Below are 18987 nucleotides of genomic sequence, written 5' to 3' on the forward strand. Positions count from 1 at the left end.
TCCACTAAAAACAGGAATTATAGTCACTCTGATTTGCTGGACCACTCCGATCGTCCCCACCCATTTTACCGAAGGCGGTTAAGCCGGATGGAAGTAGAAAGCGGCTCCCAGGACAATGTAAGTAGCCAGGAGAAGGGTTCCTTCCAGCCAGTTGGACCGGCCATCCAGGCTGATCAAATTGGCGATCGTCACTGCAATAATCACAGCCACCACCTCAAAGGGGTTGAAGTTCAGATCCATGGGTTGGCCGATCGCCTGCCCAACCAGCACCAGAATTGGGGCCACCAGCAGCGCCACCAGCAGGCTGGACCCCATCGCCACGGAAACAGACAGATCCATATTATTTTTGATCGCAACACTGACGGCTGTGACATATTCTGCTGCGCCCCCCACCAGAGGCAGCAAAATCACACCGGTAAACAGGGCCGTTAACCCCAGACCCTGGGTCACCTCTTCCACCACCCCGACAAAAATCTCTGATTCAAAGGCAACCGCGATGGTCGCGACCACCAGAACTCCGATCCACAGGGGCAGATTCGGCTTATGCTCATGCTCTCCTTCCCCGGAATCCGCTCCCGCTTCTTCCAGCTCCACCTTACTGACGTCATACAGATAGCTGTGGGTCTTGAGGGAAAACAGGAGGGTCAGGGCATAAACCGCAATCAGGACCACAGCCGTTGTGACGGAGAGGCTCGCGATCGCTGCCTGTTCCACCCCACTGGTCACCCCGCTGGTGGTAAAGATCACCATAGCAGGTAAGACAATCGCAATTACGGCCAGGGTCATGGTCGATCCATTGACCCGGGCCACCACCGGCTTGAACTCCTGTTCCTTGTAACGCAAGCCCCCCAGAAACATAGACAGCCCCATGACTAGGAGCAGATTGCTGATAATTGTGCCGGTAATACTGGCTTTGACAATATCCACCAATCCTTCTTTCAGGGCCACCAAGGCAATGATCAACTCAGTTGCATTGCCAAAGAGGGCATTCAGCAGCCCCCCCACCGAAGGACCAGCCACCAGCGCCACCTCCTCAGTCGCCGTACTCAGCCAGATGGCCAAGGGCACGATCGCGAGCGCGGACGTGAAGAATATCACCAGAGGGCTCCAGTGCAGATGCTCTGCAGCCAGAGAGATCGGAACAAAGATCAACAGACCGATGGAAAGAATTTTTCTGATTGCCATGGGAAATTGGGCTACAAAATTCACAGGCATTGTAACCCATGGGGGTCAGGATAGTTCCCCGATCGCGACCCGGGGCAACCGGTGTTTGAACCCACAGAGAATTTCCCAGGAAATGGTTCCCAGGTTATTCGCCCAGTCATCCGCTGAGATCCGATCGTGGCCCTCCTGCCCCAGGAGGGTCACCACTTCCCCCTCCTGGACATCGGGAATCTGGTTCACATCCAGCATCAACTGATCCATGGTGATGGCTCCGATCTGAGGAATCCGTTGGCCCCGGACCAAAACGGTCATCTGGCCTGAGAGATTGCGGGGAACCCCATCTGCGTAGCCGATCCCCACCACAGCCAGCCGGGTTTCCCGATCGGCCATAAATCGGTAGCCATAACTCACCCCCATCCCGGCTGGAATGGTTTTGACCTGGGTGATCCGGGCTTTCACTTGCATCACCGGGCGCAGCTCGATCGTCCCTCTCAGATGTACTGCTGGATAGAGACCATACACTGCCAGCCCCACCCGGACCATATCGTAGTGGAGCGCGTGATCGGCCAGGGCCGCAGCAGAATTGGCTAGATGCAGGCAAGGAACCGCAATACCAGCGGCTCGAATTTGTCCGATCGCCTGGTCGAAGCGACTCTGCTGCAAGCCCATCACCGTTGGGTCAGGGCTGTCTGCTGTTGCTAGGTGGGAGTAAATCCCAGCAATCTGCAAGTTTGGGATACAGTCTACCAACCGGGCAAATTCCACTGCCTCTGTCCAGGAGGTACCCAGGCGAGACATGCCCGTGTCCAGTTTCAGATGAACCGGCAACGCTCCTGGATAGGGCATGGCCTCTAAAGCCTCAGCAAAAATTAGCGCCTGCTTCGGACTGCAAAGGGTAGGCTGGAGTGCTCCGCCCGCGATCGCCCGGACTTGCTCATGGGTATAGGTTCCCCCCAGGAGCAGAATCGGGGCTTCAATGCCTGCTTCCCGTAGTTCCAGGCCCTCCATAATCGTCGCGACCCCCAGCCACGTTGCCCCCTGCTGGAGAGCAGTCTGGGCGATCGTCACGGCACCATGGCCATAGGCATCTGCTTTGACCACTGCCATCAAGGCCGTGGTGGGAGCCAAACTCTGGCGTAACTGACGCACATTGTGGGCTACTGCGGCCAGATCAATCTCGACCCAGGCCCGCTGGGTCGCCGAACAATTCAGCTTGACCACCGATCTGGATGATGTAGCGTCTGGGCTCGACTGCCAACTCAACATTTCCCCTCACTCCTACCATCACGCTCAACACCCCCATGGAGCGAAACTGAAATAAGGTGGGGGTTGGGGGCTTTTGCTGGCACAACACTTCGCAAACACTCCCAATCAAGGGGCAGCACCCTTTCACCCCAATTGTTCATCTTTTTGAGTTCGTCATCCTTGGGTTGTTGACCATGCTACCTGCAAATTCAATGAGTAGAAAGCCCTATTAGGATTGTCATTAGTCAGGGGGCATTAGTTATTAGCTGGATCCCCTCTTGGACGCAGAGACTATTCATTCTGGGAAGGTAAAGAGCTTGGACCAGGGAGTTCGATCGAGGCTCCAGGTCCGTGCGATCGATCGCTGTCCCTGCCGCAGATCAGCCTAGGGGGTTTCTCCCCAGGGGGGAAGTCCGGGATGGGTCTGCTGGGGCACCCAGGCAAAAATGACGAATGACGAATGACAAAAAAGAGCGAGATTGCTCTCGCTCCTGTCATTGCATCGTGAGTTAATAGGCTTAGACGTTAACAGCAACCTTCGCCACCTTGGAGGTGACCCGTTCGTAGGTTGCGCGCATTTTTAGACCGGTTAGGACCTGGAACAGACCGGTACCGTTGTTGGAACCAGGGTATTCCCGGTGCTGCAGTAACAGGTGGGTCAGTTCACCCTCGTACTTGGTTGAGAGATTGCTAAGGTGCTTCTCAATGTAAATGACCTCTTCCAGGTTATCGAACTGGCCATCCACTTCCAGGGTGGAAACGCTGTGGCCGTAATAGTTGTCCGGCCCATAGAACATGCGGATGCCGGGATAGGAACAGGTCAACTTGCGCCCGCAGGGAATCCAGTCGATCGTGGAGCCTTCATCAAACAGGTAAGCCGGTTCAAACCCTTCGACATTATCCCGCTGGATCATCTGCACCCGTAGCACCTTCTTCTCCTGATCATCGGGAATCAGACGGGTCGTCATCACCCGCAGCACCACATCAGCATACTGTTTCTGAGGATCGATGTAGGCCGAGAAGTCAGGACGACGGGCATTGATTGCAGCCAGAACATCTTCATACCGGTGGCCACGCTCGGCCATATCCCGCTGGATCTTCCAGGCAATTTTCACATCATCTGTAATATCCAGATAAACGCTAAAGTCAAGCAGCCCCCGGACCCGCTCATCATAGAGCGGATGCAGCCCTTCAATCACCACTACATGATTGGGATGAACTAGCTCGGGAGGATCAATCATCCCAGTTTCGTGGTTGTAAATCGGCTTGTTAATGACTTCCCCACTTTTCAGGGCCTTGACCTGTTCATACATCAGATCAAAGTTATTCGCCCTCGGATCCAGAGCTGTAATTCCTGTTTCTTTCCGTTGCTTCCGATCCAGACTGTGGTAATCATCGAGGCAGATAACCGTGACGAAATCTTCCCCAAACAAATCTGTAATCCGCCGTAGAAAAGTGGATTTTCCACAACCGGAGTCTCCGGCAACGCCAATTAGTACCACACGGTCTGGCTTCATGGTCATAGTTTCCCTCTTATAGACAGTTCACTAATTACTAATAGTTTCGGTGCAGGGGTTGAATTTGAGCAACTACTAAGCTTAGCTTTGCAAAAGCTCAAGACAGCTACGATCTATCGTGAGTCAGCCTGACCCACTCACAATGTAGATGTCGCTTGGGTCAAGCAAGTCCAATCGGAAGTGCAGCACAATATTGACTGCTATTCAGGAAGACCAAAGCTTTAATTAAGTATTTATACTACTTATTGTTAAGGATCTTACCAGAACGTGATCCCACCTACAAGGTAACTCTCTGTCAAAATCTGGCAATTTCTTCTGACCTGAATTTCCCCTGGCCAGGTTCAATTCTTAAAACAATCTAAATTGCAATTTGCTTAACATTTTGTTGGGGGAGCAGTTCTATATCCTTTATAAGGCGTTTTTGCTTTTAGTATAAGAACTCCTTATTTCTTTGGAACAACAGAATCTGTCGTTCAAGGTGGGAAGTGACCTCGATGGAGACGAGAGAAAAACAGCGTGATCTGCCCGTAAGAGCAGGATTTCCTCTCTGTTACCCCTCTCGATCAATTCATGTCAGTTCAGTTCCCCAATGGGCCGATCGGTCTTTTTGATCCATAAGGATGAAGAGCTAAGCTAGCTGGTCACATCAGGTCGATTATGGAAAAATCTACGATCCACTGCGGCAAACCTATAGCGGACAACCATTTTACGGCAAAATAGATCAGGGCTATTTTCAGGAATTTGGGAGTCAGTAGCACAGAGCAGGTCAAGCGCCAGTTTACCTGTTTTACAAAGGATGCAGCTTCTGCACCAGTGCGTTATGTTTCTGAGTTCTGAGATAGGCCCGATCGAGTCACAACCGCTATTCGTTAAGTTGGGTTTGGAGAAGTAGAAAGAATGTATAGTTCAAGCGCAGCGGGTGCTGCAAACACCGTCTCTGGTAGCCGTCTGTTTCGTTACGAAGTCGTAGGGTTACGTCAAAGTCTGGCGACCGACAACACAGCCCATCCGATTCGTCGCAGCGGCAGCGTGTTTATTACAGTGCCCTATGACCGCATGAACGGAGTAATGCGGCGAATTACCCGCATGGGTGGCAGGATCATCAATATTCAGCCCCTGGATGGGGATTTAGCAGCTAGCAGCTCGACAATACTGGCAAACGCTCAAGCAGTTTCCCAACCAGCACAAGCGAGCAAACCTATGACCCAATCGAAAGCTCCACTCGATATTCCTGTCAATATTTATCGTCCCAATAATCCCTTTGTGGGTCGCTGCGTCTCGAACGAAGAACTGGTTCGGGAAGGGGGTATCGGAACCTGTCGTCATCTTGTATTCGACATCTCTGGCGGCGATTTGCGCTATTTGGAAGGTCAAAGTATTGGGATTATCCCTCCCGGCTTAGATAAAAATGGCAAGCCTGAGAAACTGCGTCTCTACTCGATCGCCTCAACCCGTCATGGCGACAATGTAGACGATAAAACCGTCTCTCTCTGTGTTCGTCGTCTGGAGTACAAGCATCCTGAAACGGGTGAGATGGTTTTTGGGGTTTGCTCGACCTACCTGTGTGGTCTGGAACCCGGTGCCGAAGTGAAGATTACTGGTCCCACCGGCAAAGAAATGCTGTTGCCTGAGGATACCGATACCAAAGTGATCATGCTGGCTACTGGAACTGGGATTGCTCCCTTCCGGGCCTATCTGTGGCGCATGTTTAAGGATAAAGAGCGGGCTGCCAACCCCGATTACCAGTTTAAGGGGCTGGCCTGGCTGATTTTCGGGGTCACGACTACCCCCAACATCCTCTATAAGGAGGAGTTGGAAGAAATTCAGCAAAAGTATCCCGATAATTTCCGTCTCACCTGCGCGATTAGCCGAGAACAGAAGAATGCTGAAGGGGGTCGGATGTATATTCAGCACCGTGTGGCTGAACATGCGGCTGAATTGTGGCAACTGATGCAAGAAGAGAAAACCCACACCTACATTTGCGGCCTGAAAGGCATGGAGGATGGGATTGACGAAGCCCTCTCCGCTGAAGCTGCCAAGTATGGGGTGGAATGGAAAGACTTCCAGCGCCAGATGAAGAAGGCTGGCCGCTGGCACGTTGAGACTTACTAAAGACCGAACATTCAATCACAGTCTTGATTTCATCTGTAGGGGCGCGATCATCGTGCCCCTACATGTTTTTTCGATCGAATCAGAAGACTCGGTATAAGCCCTAAAATGGGGGAGGTGATTATTCTGCGGGTCAAAACTGTGACGTTTAAGCTTGGTTTACTGGGTCTGGGAACCGTTGGTACAGGGACAGCTCAAATCCTGCTCGATCCGGCACAGCGGCATCCATTGCTGCAAGAACTGGAAATTCATCGGGTTGGTGTGAGATCCCTCGATCGTCCCCGTGCCCTGGAACTCTCCCCCTCTCTTCTGACTACAGACCTGGAGGCAATCGTCACCGATCCCGCTGTCGAGATTGTCGTCGAAGTCATGGGTGGTCTGGAGCCTGCTCGCTCCCTAATTTTGCAGGCGATCGCCCATGGTAAGCATGTGGTCACAGCCAATAAGGCTGTCATTGCTCGCTTTGGGGATGAGATTTTTACAGCAGCGAATCAGGCCGGAGTCTATGTTTTGCTGGAAGCTGCGGTCGGGGGTGGCATTCCTATCATCCAACCCCTGAAACAGTCCTTGGGGGTCAACCGAATTCAGGCTGTCACTGGGATTGTCAATGGCACTACCAATTACATCCTGACCCGCATGCAGCAGGAAGGGGCCGATTTTGGCGAAGTCCTGGCTGAGGCCCAGCGGTTGGGCTACGCTGAGGCTGACCCAACTGCTGATGTGGATGGCCTGGATGCAGCGGATAAAATTGCCATTCTGGCCTCTCTGGCCTTCGGAGGTCGGATCAAGCTGCAGGATGTCTACTGCGAAGGCATCAGCCGGATCACGGCGGCAGATATCACCTACGCCGATCGCCTGGGCTTTGTCATCAAACTACTGGCCGTTGCCCGACGGAATGATGCCCCTGGCACAGAGGATACCCTCCAGATCAGGGTCCATCCGACGCTGGTTCCGAAGGAGCATCCCTTGGCCAGTATTCACGATGTGTTTAACGCCATTCTGGTGGAGGGGGATCCGATCGGCCAGGTGATGTTCTTCGGTCGGGGTGCCGGGGCTGGCCCCACGGCCAGTGCCGTGGTTTCCGATATTCTCAGTATTACCGCGCTGCTGAAATCCACAGGCAAGACTTCAGGAGGAGCCCATCCTTTGCTGGCCTGCTCCCACCAGCACTACTGTACCGTGGCCCCGATCGAGGATCTGGTCACCCGGTTTTATGCGCGCTTCCTGACTCAGGATTATCCAGGGGTGATTGGCAAGCTGGGCACCTGCTTTGGCGATCGGGATGTTAGTTTGGAGTCAGTTGTCCAGATCGGCTTTCAGAACGATATGGCAGAGATCGTAGTCGTAACCCACGATGTTCGAGAGGGAAATTTCCGCAGTGCCCTGGACGCCATTCGCACCTTACCGACCATCAAGGAAATTCCCAGCGTATTGCGGGTGCTGCAACATTAATCCCACCCCGTAGGGGGCCGATTCATCCCGTCCCGGATATGGGTCATCAGAGTTGTCGCCCTAGCCTGGACTATATCCCAATCGCCTGTCTGGATGGCGGTGCGGGGAAACAAATCCCCTGCCAGACCCACCGCCACCGCCCCCGCGCGCAGAAGCTCCGGGGTATTTGCGATCGTGACGCCCCCAGTTGGGATCAGGGGAATCTGCCCCAGGGGGCCTTGTAGCGCGGTGATGTAGGCTGAGCCCCCAACAGCCTGGATTGGAAAAACTTTGACACAGGCGGCTCCGGCCTGCCAGGCAGTCATAATTTCTGTCGGGGAGAGGGCACCGGGAATCATGGGAATCCCGGCAGCACCTGCCCGCTGAATCAATTCCGGGCTGGTATGGGGTGTGAAGAGAAACTGGGCCCCGGCGGCGATCGCCTCCTGCATGTCTGCCAGGGTGAGCAGGGTTCCGGCTCCGATTAGGCAATGGGGCAGATCTTGACGGAGTTGGGCAATCAGGTCAGTCGGTCGATCGCCATTCCAGGTAATTTCGATCAACCCCATGCCCCCAGCCGCAACCGCCCTGGCCATCTGGTGTCCCAACTGCAGGTGCGGCGATCGAATCACAGCAAAGGCACGGTAGCGCTGGACCAGGTCTAACCAATTGCTGCTTACCATGCTCAACCTGGCGAACTAGAGGTCACGATCGGGATCGGACCCAGGTTTGCCGGATGCAGGAACCCGCACAAAAGCACTGATCAGCAAACAGGCAATCCCAATATTGATGGACACATCAGCCAGATTGAAAATGGGGAAGTTAATCCATTTGAAGTGTAGAAAATCCACCACGGCACCACTCAGAAAGCGATCGATCCCGTTCCCCATGGCTCCCCCCAGGATCAAACCATAGCCAGCCTGTTCCCAACGGCCCATGCGGGGACCAAACCAGGCCAGGGCCATTAAGGCCAAACTGACTCCCAGGGAAAGCCACCGTAACCATGAGCCTCCCCCACTAAACAGGCTAAACGCTGCCCCCGTGTTCGTGGCATAGGTTAGATGGAAGACTTCTGGCCAGAGGGACCATCCCTCTTTGAGCGGTTTCAAAGCCTGAATCGCCCAATCTTTGCTGACGCGATCCAGGATCAGGCTCATCAAGGCGGCTATCCAGAAGAACTGGTTTTTCACTTTCATCATCACGAGCAATAGGCAGCAGGACGTAGAGGCATATTCATCCTATCGTCTATTGTCGATCGCCTAATAAAACATCAATCGGCGCATGGCATAGGCTAGAACAGCGACGGCACAGGTCACCGCCAGATGGCCAGGAATGTGATAAACGGAATGCATAAACAGGGAGTCTAGCAAAGAAGGGGCAAATTTATTAAACCAGTGAAAGGCATGCCCCAGCATCAAATAGCTGATCCCCGTGAGATGAATCGCCAGCAAACCACAGAGACAACTGAAACAGAGCGATTCGAGCTTGGGCGGAGCCAGGAAGGCGATCGACCCACAGATCCAGGCTCCAGGGAGGAACCCCAACAGGTAACCGAAGGTGGGGTCTTGATAGGAGTTCAACCCACCGCCACCCGTAAAGACCGGAAAACCCGATAACCCCAAAGCCAGATAAGCAATCTGAGACAGGGCTCCAGCATTTCTGCCCCCCATACAACCCACCAGTAAGACTGCACCAATCTGATAGGTGACACCCAAAGGATAAGCCTGCAGGCCATGATGACCCCATTCCCAGGGAGGACTGGTAATGAATGCCTGCAAAAAAGTGCCGATAATTGTAAGGATCAACCCAATGAAAGCCCAGAGCAGTTCAATGGGAACAGCGACCATTGACATCGACTTGCCAGAGAGAGAGGTCAGGTGAAAACCGGCCACAAGACCGCTTAAATCGAAGGCTATTATAAAGTGTTGGCATTCTATCACCTTCTTTTGCAGGAAGCCCACAAACTCAGGTATAGAAAAGAACACCATCATCCTTCTGCGCCCTATTGTTACAGGCATAGGCGTGAAACGCTGTCCTGAGATCCCAGATAGAAATCCAGCATCGATCGTTAACCTTTGCTTAAGCTCTGCCCTCCTAAAATTAAGCTGAAATCAACCCTATTTCCATCGCCCATCATGCCCAGATTAAAAAAGATCCCTGCAGAAATTAGCTTGAGTGATCCACAATACTATTTCAATCGGGAGTTGAGCTGGCTGGAATTTAACAATCGGGTGCTCCACGAAGCCTTTGATCCCAGAACCCGATTGCTGGAGCGGTTGAAATTCCTGGCGATTTTTAGTGCCAATCTGGACGAGTATTTCATGGTCAGGGTCTCGGCACTCAAGGAGCAGGTGGCAGCGCAGATCAGTCAGCTCAGTCCGGATGGGAAAACACCCCAGGAGCAACTGGACCTGATCAGCCAGCGGTTACGGCCCATGATTACCCAACAGCATCAACATTTTGAAAAGGCCCTGCGGCCTCAACTGGCCCACCACGGGATTCATCTGCTGGACTATATGGATCTCACCCAGGAACAGCGTCTGTATCTGCAGCAATATTACGAGGAGCAGATTTTTCCAGTGCTGACCCCTCTGGCGGTGGATCCGGGCCATCCCTTTCCCCACATGTCCAACCTCAGTTTGAGCCTTGCAGTTGTGGTCAAAGATCCGAAAACTGAGGAAGAATTATTCGCACGGGTGAAAGTTCCCAATATTTTGCCCCGCTTTATTGCCCTCCCGGAGCAACTGCGCCTGTATCATCAGGATAGCCCTGCCATCTGGACAGGTGTGCCCCTGGAGCAGGTGATTGCCCATAACCTGGAAAGCTTATTTTCTGGCATGCATATCCAGGAATGCTACCCTTTCCGCATCACCAGGGACGCCGATTTTGAGCTAGAAGAAGACGAAGCCGATGACCTGATGCTGGCGATCGAAGAAAATATCCGCAGACGTCGGATTGGGGGCTCCGTTGTGCGCATGGAAGTCCAGGCTTCTATGCCAGAGTCTGTCCGGGAACTGCTGCGGCAGGAGTTGGACCTGCAACCCAACGATGTCTATGAAGTGAACGGGTTGCTGGACCTGAAAGGACTGTTCTCCTTCATGGGTCTGCCGGTGCCAGACCTGAAAGATCTCGATTGGAAGTCCGTGGTTCATCCCCGCCTGCGTCGCATCGCCGAACCGGTTCTGGATGGTTCTAGCACGGCAGAAGAACGGGAAGACTTCTTTGCGGCCATCCGTAAAGGGGATATTTTGGTCCACCATCCTTATCATTCTTTTTCCAAATCAGTCCAGCGATTTATTACGGCAGCAGCTTATGACCCGCATGTTCTGGCCATTAAGATGACCCTTTACAGAACCTCAGGAGATTCTCCGATCGTCAATGCTCTGATCGCTGCTGCCGAGAATGGTAAACAGGTGGCGGTTCTGGTTGAACTGAAAGCCCGGTTTGATGAGGAGAATAATATCAACTGGGCTCGCAAACTGGAAAAAACCGGGGTTCATGTGGTCTACGGTCTGGTAGGGCTGAAGACCCATACAAAAACGGTCCTTGTTGTCCGCCGGGAGGACCATGGTATCCATCGTTATGTGCACATTGGCACTGGCAATTACAATCCCAAAACGGCCCGTCTATATACAGATCTGGGATTATTCAGTTGCCGAGAGGAATTAGGAGCAGATTTGACTGATCTGTTCAACTATCTGACCGGCTATTCCCGACAACAGTCCTACCGCAAGTTACTGGTGGCCCCGGTCAATCTCCGAGATCGCATGTTGGCTCTAATCCATCGAGAAATCGACCATGCCCAGAATGGCCATACGGGCAGGATTATTGCCAAGATGAACTCTTTGGTAGACCCCCAAATCGTTGCCAGTCTCTACAAAGCATCCCAGGCAGGGGTGCAAATTGATCTGATTATTCGCGGTATCTGTTGCCTGCGACCTGGTTTGGAGGGAATTAGCGACAATATTCGGGTCATCAGCATTATTGGCCGCTTTCTGGAACACTCGCGCATCTTTTATTTCTATAACCAGGGCCAGGAGGAAATCTTCATCGGCAGTGCTGACTGGATGCCCCGTAACCTGGATCGTCGGGTTGAAGCGGTTGTCCCGATCGAAGAACCCGATTTAATCAAGGACCTGCAGGAAATTCTGGGTATCATGCTGGCGGATAATCGTCAGGCCTGGGAATTACAGTCTGATGGGCGCTATCTGCAACGCAGCCCAGAAGGGGGGGCTCCTGATTTAGGCACACACCGCGTGCTGATGGAGACGGTTCAGTAAGTTGGTCATGGGCCATTTGCCATTGGGACTGTTGGCACCGATGACCCATAACCCATGACTAATTGTTATCTGCCGTTGGGAAAGTCCGTTTAAATTCGTCAATCAGATCGTCCATTTCTTCCAGAGCCTGATTGACATCAATCCTCAGAGTGCCCAGGTCTGGTTGTTCTAACAGGCGGACCAGGGTCTCCCGTTTGCTCTCAATTTGGGCAATTTGAATCCGGATTTCTTCTGGCGTCATCATGAGTCACTATTGCAATTAGCAGAGGTTAGCAGAGGTGGTCACAGCGTTGATGTGACTTTTATCTTCGGGCGACTGTTGCCCGTCCCTGGGAAAAAGTGAGATATCCCCTAAAGCACTTTATCGCATTCAACCCATGCAGAAAAGCATGAAGTCCAGGCTCTCACGATCGAGGTTTCATCCTCTTGCGGCCAAACGGATGATTTCATCCACAGCCCACCATCCGGAGCCCCGGTGTATTTCTGATGTCTGTATCCTGTATCCTTAATCGAGAGGTTGGTCTATGAAGGTTATATCCCGCTTATGCTGCGTCAAACTTCGTTAGGGACTTTAGGACTGTGGATTGGAGGGGTTCTGACCATTGTAGGGGTGGCGGCTTATATCACAGATAACGCAACCCTGAACTTGGCGGGTTTCTTCTACGGTATTCCGCTGCTGCTGGGGGGGTTAGCCTTGAAGGCTGGCGAACTTAAACCCATCCCTTACACCCAACCGACCTCCCCAGAAGTTGCAGCCCTGCGCGATCGGCAGGCCACCGTCACGCAGAACCAGATTCGCCTAGACGTGACGCGCTATCGCTATGGCCAATCGGCTCACCTGGATAGCTCGCTGCAACATCTGGGGCTTAGACCAACAGAGCAAGAACGGCCTGTGCTCCAGGGGATATGGGAAACCAATGTGAATGGTGACTATGCCCTTCTGTTGCAATTTGATTCCCCCTTTATTACCCTGGAAACCTGGCAGCAGAAGCGAGAGAAAATGGAAAAATTTTTTGGTCCTGATTTACGGGTTGAGATTACCCAGCCTGCCGATCAAAAAATTGAACTGGCTTTGATTGCAACTCCTAAGACGGATGCTTAACCTTCTCGTTGCCCTTCAGACAGGGGGGGGGCAGGGCTAGCCAGCCGGGAGGTCATGGGCTCAGGGATAGGCACCAGATCATCGATCGAGGGTTTACGAAATCGCCACCGCAAAGCTTTAGCAGCAGTTCTGGGGACGCCATAGAGCTTACTGATAAAAAGATTCCAGAGATAACCGTACTGTGGAAAGGTTTTGACCAGGAGCACATCGGTCACAACATGAAACCGCGGTGGTTTGAGCACAGCAGGCTTGTCAATATAGCGAATTTGTTCTGCCCCAGGCAGCCAGTGACCTATGGTTAGATCCTTCTGGAAGAATTTGGCCTGGACAAACAACCCCATGAGTCGATCGAACCCGGAGAAGGGAATCCAAGTCAAGGGGCCTAGCAGTTTGCTCCCCTGAGCCAGATCGGGCAGAGCCTGCTGGACTAACGTATTGCGCCAGACCACATTGTTGAAATTTTCAAAATGATAACCTTCATTATCAGTTCTCTCGGTCAGGGGCCAGAGCAACAGCTTCAGATTCAGAGGTTTGTCCAGAGGGGAGATCGGCACTTCCAGCAACCCTGTAAATTGCCCTTGCTGGTAAGGATAGGGATTTTCTGGGGTTTTTCGATCAACATTCAACGAGTTAATATCAGGGGTGGGAGCCCAATTTTGGTAAATCCGGGCTTCTTCTCGAAAATCAATCACGGCTTTTTTAAGTCTGAGAATCCAGCTCTCTGGAAATCGGTTGAAGTACTGGACTGTCAGATCCACCACATCAGGATGAACCAGATCATCATCATCCAGCGCCAGAACATAGTCCCCTGAAGCGTTGAGCAATGCTACAAAGCGCTGCATCATCTCACCCTTGAACGGACTCGTTATCAGCTTCACCCGACTATCTTCAATGGGTCGAATCCTGTTGTTGGGGGGGTAAACCATCACGAATTCAACTGCACCCTGCACCTTGAGTAATTGCTCCAGCCAGTAATCAGAAAATTTTCCCAGCGTCGGAGTCACGATCGAGAGGACAGGTTTGTTGTGCATAGCCGTTTGACATCTAATACCCTTCTTCTTCGTACTCCGGTGCTTTTTTCTTTTCAGGAATCTTCAATGGCTGACGAGATTCAGCTTCCGAACCCCAGACATCTTCCTCGACACTCTCATCAAAGCTTGACTTAACTATCGGATTATTCTCATAATCCTCGTCATAATCGTCTTCATAAGCTTCGTCGTAGTCATCCTCATCGTATTCCTCTTGAGGATAGCTATCACGATTGGTTGCTGGACTCCAGTTCGAGTCTTCTTCGTAATAATTAGGTTGTGGCTGCTGCTGACGCATCATCCGCTTAGGCGGGGCTGCTCCAGGCTGCTCCCAGTGATCATCATCCCAGGTTTCCTCTACGGCAGGGCGGGTTGCCCGCATAGGAGGCTGGGATGCCACTTTCTGGGGGGCGGGAAGTTGACGATCGACCGGTGTGGTGGGGGCGTAGGGCAACTCATCCTCATCCCTTTCCCAGGGCGGTCTGCCAATGCCAACGCGCTCCAGAATGCCAACGGTTAATTGATTTAGCCGGTCTTCTGCACCCTCAAACACAATCAGGCGATCGGGACCACTGCTGACAATTTCTTCTACCGGCAGTTCATAGGTGCTGATCACCTGATCCGGAATCAGGGGCAGACCCAGCTGGGCAATGATCAGGGAGGCCAGCTTGCCGTTCTCCACATCAAATCGGAAGCCCCGTACCCGACCCAGGGGTTCACCCGTTTCCGTGATCACTTCACTGTTGGTCAGGCTGTTGTAAACATCCACATTGACATCTTCGATTGCATCCTCCGTGTCCACCAGGATGACATCCCCAATCTGTCGGATGCTGCTGAGGAGCATAAACTTGGGTACACCGGAAACCAGGCCAGAGAGTAGGTTCTCCCGCAGGCTGAGGACGACCACCTCACGCTGATCAACATCGACCCATAGTTGACTGACGACCCCCAGACGCTTACCTGTGTCGCGGGTAATGACCTGGGTACCAAGTAGATCAGAGCGTTGCCAGATTTTATCGGATGTCATTTCAAGATTGTTAAGAACGCAGAAAGTAGAGTAGAGCCTAATCCAGATATGGTAGCAGGTGTGCACAAAAGGCACTGCAACAAATCCCTGAGTACAGGTCAGATCATTGTTGAGCGCGATTGCTCACGATTTGACTCAATCGGCTTGATAGAATCCGCAGAGTCAGCATCTTGATCCATTGCATCAGCCATAGCTTTAGAAAGCTCGTTCCCATTCTAGCCCCTTATCTGGGAACGAATGGAGGAGAACGTTGAAAGCAATCCTGGTCTGAGGCCTAAACAGATGCCGTTCGAGGCTGTAGTTCAATCCCCAGGACCTGGGTGTAGGCCCCACGGGCCTGAGTCACCCCGATCGTCCGTTCAGCCGACTCAATCATCGGTCGCCGCAGACTGACCACAATGAACTGAGCCTGTTCTGACTGACGACGAATCATGCGAGACAGGCGCTCCACATTTGCACCATCTAGAAACATATCCACTTCGTCAAAAGCATAGAACGGAGAAGGTCGGTAGCGTTGTAGGGCGAAGATAAAACTGAGAGCCGTGAGAGATTTCTCTCCCCCCGACATAGAGGCCAGCCGCTGGACCGGCTTTCCCTTCGGATGGGCCACCAGGTTTAGGCCACTACCAAAGGGATCTTCGGGATCATCCAATTGAAGATGGCCATCCCCATCCGATAGCTCGGCAAAAATCGCCTGGAAGTTGATATTCACGGCGTCAAAAGCTTCCCTAAAAGCCCGTTGCCGCAGGGTGGTAAAGTTTTCAATCCGCAGGAGCAGTTCCGTGCGCTCTTCATTCAGGGTTGCCAATTTTTGGCTGAGTTCCTGCAGTCGGGTCTGGGTGCGATCGTACTCCTCCAGGGCCAGCATATTTACAGGTTCCATTGCCTGGAGCCGCTTTTGCAGAGATCTCAACTCCTGCTGCAGTTGCTCGGCCCCCAGGGTCTCGGGAATCTCAGGCAAGGGATCAGGCAGCTCCCCCTGTTGGGCTTGCAACTGCTCCAGGAGAGCTGCCAACTCAGTCCGGCGGGCCGTCTGGGTTTCCCCCAATTTCTGCGCCTGCCATTCGAGTTGTTGCTGGGCCATAGTTCGCTCCCGCACCTGGCGTTCAGCCCGATCGCGATCCTGCCTGGCTGACCCCAGGGTTTGTTCCAGAGCTGCCAGAGCCGTCTGGGTCTGGGCAATTTCTCCCTGCAGGATACTCTGTTGCTGACTGAGGGCAGTCTGTTGATTTAAAACAGCCGTCTGTTGCCCCCGGTAGTCTTCTATCCGCCCCTGTAGTTGCTGGAGCTTTTCCTGTAAGCGTTGCCCCTGATTTTCTAAATCCTGCAGGTGTTGTTCCATCTTTCTGAGGGCCTGATCCCGCCCCTGGAGCAGCGCCTCCCGTTCGCGCACGATCGCCTGAGCCTGCTGCCATTCACTGTGGGTTTGAGATTGCTCCAGATCTGCCAGAGCCGCTCGCAATTGCCTTAGTTCTGCCTCCTGTAGGGGTAACTCACAGGCCAAAACATCTAGCCGTTGCCGAACCGTCGTCAGTTCTTCATTGTTCCGAGCCCGCTGCTCCCCAGTTTGAGTCTGCTGCTGTCCCAGTCGTCCGATCTCCGACTGTAGCCTCTCTGCCTGCAGTTCGGTTTCCCGCAACTGTTGACGAGCCTCTATGAGCTCCTGGGTCTTTTGTTTTGCCAACACAGAGAGGCGACTGATTTCTGTTTCACAGCGACTCAGGATGCGATCGACCTCCTGCAAGCGATCCCGCAATTCTGCCACCTCGGCTGATTCCGCAGGCGCGACCTTACCGAAGTGAATGGCATAACGGGTATCCACACTGCCCCCGGTCATAGCTCCACTGGTTTCCAGTAACTCCCCATCCAGGGTTACCATCCGGAACTGGCCCAGGTTACGTCGGGCTGCCTCCAGGGTTTCAAACACGATCGTATTGCCAAAAACAAAGGCAAACACATCCCGATAGCGATCGTCGCATTCAATCAGGTTCAGAGCAAAATCTACTAACCCCTCTGCCCGTTTCCAGGTAGCCAGAGAGAGGGGCCGGGGTGCCTGAATCTTGTTCAGGGGTAAAAAGGTGGCTCTGCCTGCTTTCTTTTGTTTCAAGAGTTCGATCGCCGCTGAGGCAATGCCATCATCCTCGACCACTAAATGCCCCAATCGCGCCCCGGCTGCCGTCTCCAGGGCCAATTGATAGCGCGGCTCCACCCGTCCCAACTGCGCTACTAAACCACAGATCCCGGGTATCCCCATTTGCAGGATCAGGCGACTGGCCTGGGTGCCCTGAGATTCCTGCATGGCCTGGGTTTGGGCTTCCAACCGGTCCAAGCGGCGCTGCTTTTCCCGTTGTTCCTGCAGGAGCCGATCGCGGGTCTCCTGCTGGATTTGCAATTGCTGTTCTGTGCTTGCCACAGCCTGGGCCAGGCTGTGCACCCGTTCCATCAGGTGCTGCTTCACCAGCATAATGTCTCCCTCCTGAGCCTGGTGAGCCTCCAGATCCTGATCCAGGGTCTGGAGTAGATCTCCCTGATCCAGCATTTGGCGTTCCAGTTGAGTAGCCCTCTCCTGGAGCTGGGCCTGCTCAGTCTGGTGAGGGGTGAGGGTTCGGAGCAGTGTATCAATCTGATGGTGGAGGGCTGTTTGCTGTTGCACCCAGGCTTCCGAGGCCGACGCGATCGCGTTGGCCGCTTCCCGACTCTGTTCCAGGGCCTGACGGGCTTCTTCCCAGGCTGCCTGCAGCCCCGGCAACTCCCGCGTTGTGCCAGTCTGTTGCTCTAGGGCCACGGTTTCCAGATGCCGGAGGTGCTCCTGAATCTCTTGCTGGGTGCGGGCAAGTTGATTGGCCGCCTCCTGCCCTGCCTTAAGCAAATCCTGCTCTTGTCGCTGGAGCTGGCGTAGTTCTGCCTCCTGGGTCGCCAGGGTCGATTGTAGGGCGAGCTGCTCCTCCTCCCCCAGAATCTTTACCCGATCGGCCAGGTCTTGCAACTCCCGGTTTAACTGTTGCAACTCCGTGGCAATCGTGGCCACCTGCTCCACCAGATCGGCTGCGGTGAGATCGTCGGTCTCGATCTGGCGCTGGAGTTTCTGAGCCTGACGCTGCTGGTTACGCCAGGTCAGAACTGCTTCCCACTGGGACTTTGTCTGTAGTTCCTGGCGCAGTTTCTGATATTTTTCAGCCTTGACCCGATCCTGGGCCAGCCGATCGCGCTGGACTATCAGTTCCTTTTCGACAATTTGGAAGCGCTCTTCCCGCTCTTTGACCGCATTCAGCTTATCCTTGGCCTGAATAATCTTGCGATCGAAGGCAGCCACTCCGGCCAGCTCATCAATAATCTCCCGTCGTTCCCGGGGATTCATCGAAATGATACTGGTAACATCCCCCTGCAGCACTACGTTATAGCCCTCTGGGTAAATTCGCAGGCGATGAAGTTGTTCATGCAATTCATTCAGGGTGCAGGGCTGGCTATTGATGTAGTAGTTGGAGGTGTAGGTTCCCTGCTGCGTCACCCGTAACTTGCGGGTCACACTCCACTCCGTCAACCCGGACAGGTTAGGGCTGGAGGTGCGGCGAACCTCGGGGATTGGCTCGGAAATCAGAGCATTCCCTTCTCCCTGCTCCGGTTCTGGCTCCAGTTCTGGCTCCAGCTCTGTTTCTGCAGGCTCCTCCGCCAGGGGGGACTCTTCCGGAGCCGGTTCAAAGTAGTCTTCCAGGTCGAAGGTAACGGTAACACTGGCCTCGACGGTGGCCCGTCCCTTATTAGTGGTCTGATTATGGTTGACCAGGTCAGGGAGGCGCTCCGCCCGCATGCCCTTTGACCCTGAAAGCCCCAGGGCAAACAGGAGGCCGTCAAGGATATTCGACTTCCCTGAACCGTTGGGGCCAGAAATTACCGTGAAACCAGGAAGTAGCGGCACCCGGGCTGTGCCACCGAAAGATTTGAAATGGGAAAGCTCAACGCGCTTAATGTGCACTGGCGAGACTGGCCCCAATTAAGTACATATATACTAAAAGTCTAACTTGCAGACAAAATTTTTGGCGAAAATTTTGTCTAGCATAAGTCATTTTCCAAAGGAATGGGTCGG

14 protein-coding genes are annotated in these 18987 nt (G+C 53.3%); 4 read left to right on the forward strand and 10 right to left on the reverse strand.

Translation table 11 applies throughout. The annotated features are described in order from the left end of the window. Positions 1-78 precede the first annotated feature (78 nt). The 3 genes from cax to BST81_RS14420 form a co-directional block, all read right to left on the reverse strand. On the reverse strand, positions 79-1185 hold the full coding sequence (cax, locus tag BST81_RS14410; RefSeq protein ID WP_075599434.1) for a calcium/proton exchanger: 1107 nt from the start codon (positions 1183-1185) through the stop codon (positions 79-81). 45 nt (positions 1186-1230) lie between these two features. Then, positions 1231-2385, reverse strand: coding sequence for an alanine racemase (gene alr / locus BST81_RS14415; protein WP_363080094.1), 1155 nt, complete (start codon positions 2383-2385; stop codon positions 1231-1233). A 542-nt stretch (positions 2386-2927) separates the two neighbouring features. Next, positions 2928-3926, reverse strand: a complete 999-nt coding sequence (locus tag BST81_RS14420; RefSeq protein WP_363080096.1) for a phosphoribulokinase — start codon at positions 3924-3926, stop codon at positions 2928-2930. Positions 3927-4823: 897 nt separating this feature from the next. On the opposite strand from BST81_RS14420, the gene petH reads away from it, so the two are divergent. After that, positions 4824-6038, forward strand: coding sequence for a ferredoxin--NADP reductase (gene petH / locus BST81_RS14425; protein ID WP_075599213.1), 1215 nt, complete (start codon positions 4824-4826; stop codon positions 6036-6038). Positions 6039-6143: 105 nt separating this feature from the next. Next, entirely contained in the window at positions 6144-7487 is a 1344-nt protein-coding gene (locus BST81_RS14430; RefSeq protein WP_363080099.1) for a homoserine dehydrogenase, read from the forward strand. On the opposite strand, the gene BST81_RS14435 is transcribed toward BST81_RS14430, so the two are convergent. Genes BST81_RS14435 through BST81_RS14445 form a run of 3 tightly spaced genes read right to left on the reverse strand, consistent with a single transcriptional unit; the run spans position 7484 to position 9313 of the window. Then, the gene (locus BST81_RS14435; RefSeq protein ID WP_075599214.1) at positions 7484-8149 is read right to left on the reverse strand and encodes a bifunctional 4-hydroxy-2-oxoglutarate aldolase/2-dehydro-3-deoxy-phosphogluconate aldolase; all 666 of its coding nucleotides are present in this window, start codon (positions 8147-8149) and stop codon (positions 7484-7486) included. The genes BST81_RS14430 and BST81_RS14435 overlap by 4 nt on opposite strands. 15 nt (positions 8150-8164) lie before the next feature. Further along, positions 8165-8665 carry a signal peptidase II gene (lspA, locus tag BST81_RS14440; protein WP_075599215.1) on the reverse strand — a complete coding sequence of 167 codons (501 nt, stop codon included), beginning with the start codon at positions 8663-8665 and terminating at the stop codon, positions 8165-8167. Between the two features lie 60 nt (positions 8666-8725). Next, a complete protein-coding gene (locus BST81_RS14445) occupies positions 8726-9313 on the reverse strand; it encodes a biotin transporter BioY (RefSeq protein WP_075599216.1) in 588 nt (195 codons plus the stop codon). Positions 9314-9601: 288 nt separating this feature from the next. On the opposite strand from BST81_RS14445, the gene ppk1 reads away from it, so the two are divergent. After that, entirely contained in the window at positions 9602-11746 is a 2145-nt protein-coding gene (ppk1, locus tag BST81_RS14450; RefSeq protein WP_075599217.1) for a polyphosphate kinase 1, read from the forward strand. A 58-nt stretch (positions 11747-11804) separates the two neighbouring features. Here the strand turns inward: ppk1 and BST81_RS14455 are convergent, their stop codons facing one another. Further along, positions 11805-11990 carry a hypothetical protein gene (locus tag BST81_RS14455; RefSeq protein ID WP_363080102.1) on the reverse strand — a complete coding sequence of 62 codons (186 nt, stop codon included), beginning with the start codon at positions 11988-11990 and terminating at the stop codon, positions 11805-11807. 300 nt (positions 11991-12290) lie between these two features. Here BST81_RS14455 and BST81_RS14460 point away from each other — a divergent pair, with 300 nt between their 5' ends. After that, complete coding sequence (locus tag BST81_RS14460) at positions 12291-12848, forward strand: DUF2854 domain-containing protein (protein ID WP_075599218.1); 558 nt, start codon at positions 12291-12293, stop codon at positions 12846-12848. On the opposite strand, the gene BST81_RS14465 is transcribed toward BST81_RS14460, so the two are convergent. The 3 genes from BST81_RS14465 to smc all read right to left on the reverse strand — a co-directional run bounded on the left by BST81_RS14465 (position 12845) and on the right by smc (position 18876). Beyond that, positions 12845-13879: a glycosyltransferase gene (locus BST81_RS14465; RefSeq protein WP_075599219.1), complete on the reverse strand. Its 1035-nt coding sequence runs from the start codon at positions 13877-13879 to the stop codon at positions 12845-12847. The genes BST81_RS14460 and BST81_RS14465 overlap by 4 nt on opposite strands. Positions 13880-13892: 13 nt before the next feature. Then, positions 13893-14903, reverse strand: a complete 1011-nt coding sequence (locus BST81_RS14470) for a PRC-barrel domain-containing protein (protein WP_075599220.1) — start codon at positions 14901-14903, stop codon at positions 13893-13895. 274 nt (positions 14904-15177) lie between these two features. Continuing rightward, positions 15178-18876 carry a chromosome segregation protein SMC gene (gene smc / locus BST81_RS14475; RefSeq protein ID WP_075599437.1) on the reverse strand — a complete coding sequence of 1233 codons (3699 nt, stop codon included), beginning with the start codon at positions 18874-18876 and terminating at the stop codon, positions 15178-15180. Positions 18877-18987: the final 111 nt, after the last annotated feature.

It is taken from the genome of Leptolyngbya sp. 'hensonii', from assembly GCF_001939115.1.
Classification (GTDB): domain Bacteria; phylum Cyanobacteriota; class Cyanobacteriia.

What these genes read in the sequence shown, in the direction of transcription:
- BST81_RS14465 (WP_075599219.1), bottom strand. Translation starts at nt 13,879, where the DNA reads ATGCACAACAAACCTGTCCTCTCGATCGTGACTCCGACGCTGGGAAAA.
- BST81_RS14455 (WP_363080102.1), bottom strand. Translation starts at nt 11,990, where the DNA reads ATGATGACGCCAGAAGAAATCCGGATTCAAATTGCCCAAATTGAGAGC.
- BST81_RS14470 (WP_075599220.1), bottom strand. Translation starts at nt 14,903, where the DNA reads ATGACATCCGATAAAATCTGGCAACGCTCTGATCTACTTGGTACCCAG.
- BST81_RS14420 (WP_363080096.1), bottom strand. Translation starts at nt 3,926, where the DNA reads ATGAAGCCAGACCGTGTGGTACTAATTGGCGTTGCCGGAGACTCCGGT.
- BST81_RS14445 (WP_075599216.1), bottom strand. Translation starts at nt 9,313, where the DNA reads ATGGTCGCTGTTCCCATTGAACTGCTCTGGGCTTTCATTGGGTTGATC.
- petH (WP_075599213.1), top strand. Translation starts at nt 4,824, where the DNA reads ATGTATAGTTCAAGCGCAGCGGGTGCTGCAAACACCGTCTCTGGTAGC.
- lspA (WP_075599215.1), bottom strand. Translation starts at nt 8,665, where the DNA reads ATGATGAAAGTGAAAAACCAGTTCTTCTGGATAGCCGCCTTGATGAGC.
- BST81_RS14430 (WP_363080099.1), top strand. Translation starts at nt 6,144, where the DNA reads ATGGGGGAGGTGATTATTCTGCGGGTCAAAACTGTGACGTTTAAGCTT.
- ppk1 (WP_075599217.1), top strand. Translation starts at nt 9,602, where the DNA reads ATGCCCAGATTAAAAAAGATCCCTGCAGAAATTAGCTTGAGTGATCCA.
- BST81_RS14460 (WP_075599218.1), top strand. Translation starts at nt 12,291, where the DNA reads ATGCTGCGTCAAACTTCGTTAGGGACTTTAGGACTGTGGATTGGAGGG.
- BST81_RS14435 (WP_075599214.1), bottom strand. Translation starts at nt 8,149, where the DNA reads ATGGTAAGCAGCAATTGGTTAGACCTGGTCCAGCGCTACCGTGCCTTT.
- cax (WP_075599434.1), bottom strand. Translation starts at nt 1,185, where the DNA reads ATGGCAATCAGAAAAATTCTTTCCATCGGTCTGTTGATCTTTGTTCCG.